Here is a 1,031-nt window from a genome sequence, read left to right as displayed (position 1 = left end):
CCACCAGCGTCGCCCCCGGCACCGCGTCCGCGATCTCCCTCAGATGCGCGGGCGGGGTCGCGGGGTCCTCCCGCCCGGCCACGAGCAGCGTCGGCACGGTGATGCCGGCGAGCCGGTCGCGCAGGTCGAACGCGGCGAGCGCGTCGCAGCAGGCGGCATACGCCTCCGGGTCGGCCGTCCGGTGGTCTCGGACCAGTTCCGGCACGCTGAACCCGGGCGTGAACCAGCGCGCGTCGGCGTTCTCGGCCAGCCACTCCAGGCCCTCGCGGCGCACCCGCTCCGCCCGCTCCCGCCAGGGCGCCGCACCGCCGAAGTGGGCCGAGGAGCACAGCACCGCAAGCGAGGTCAGCCGCTCGGGGTGGTGGACGGCCAGGTGCAGGCCGACCGCGCCGCCCAAGGACACGCCCGCGTAGGCGAACCGGTCGACGCCGAGCGCGTCGGCGAGCGCCAGCACCAGCGCGGCCAGGTCGCCGACGGTCGCCCCCGGCCCGATCGGATCCGCCGCCGAACCGCCGTGCCCCGGCAGGTCCCAGCGGATCACCCGGTGGCTCGCGGACAGTTCGGGCGCCACCCGGTCCCACAGGGCGAGCGAGGTGCCGAGCGAGGGCCCGAGCAGCAGCGGCGGCGCGGAAGAGGGGCCTTCCGCACGGTGGTTGAGGAGGGTCACGGTCAACGTCGCTCCAGAGCACGGTCGGTGAGGATCCCGGCGAAACCGGTGTACCGGGCGGGGTCGGTCGCCTCGGCCAGATCGATGCCCGCCAACTCCTCCTGTTCCTCGAGGAGTTCCCGCAGGGGGCGGTCCTCGGAGTGGGCGCGGCGGGCGAGTTCGGTCAGCAGCTCCTTGGCCCGCGACCGCCCGAGGACGGGCGTCAGGACGGCGGTCAGCCGCTCGGAGACGATCAGTCCCCGGGTACGGCCGAGATCGCGGCGCATCGCGTCCGGGTGCACACGCAGCCCCTCGGCCAGCTCCGCCGCCTGCCCGGCCGCGCCGCCCACCAGCCGGAGCAGATCGCGCAACGGCTCCCACTCGG

The 1,031-nt window shown here is 75.9% G+C and carries 1 protein-coding gene and 1 pseudogene; both read right to left on the bottom strand.

Going from position 1 to position 1,031, the window contains the following annotated elements; translation table 11 throughout:
* Positions 1-673, bottom strand: a 673-nt coding sequence (locus H5J33_RS36370) for an alpha/beta fold hydrolase (protein WP_181798938.1), incomplete at its 3' end; no start/stop codon positions are given.
* Positions 670-1,031 (bottom strand): annotated as a pseudogene (locus tag H5J33_RS36365) (3-carboxy-cis,cis-muconate cycloisomerase); the annotation flags it as partial. The gene H5J33_RS36370 and the pseudogene H5J33_RS36365, both read right to left, overlap by 4 nt.

The sequence above is a fragment of the Streptomyces sp. WELS2 genome (assembly GCF_013870595.1).
In the GTDB taxonomy this organism is placed as follows: domain Bacteria; phylum Actinomycetota; class Actinomycetes; order Streptomycetales; family Streptomycetaceae; genus Streptomyces.
Note: the sequence above shows the minus strand (reverse complement) of the source record. Positions and strands in the feature narration are given on the sequence as shown.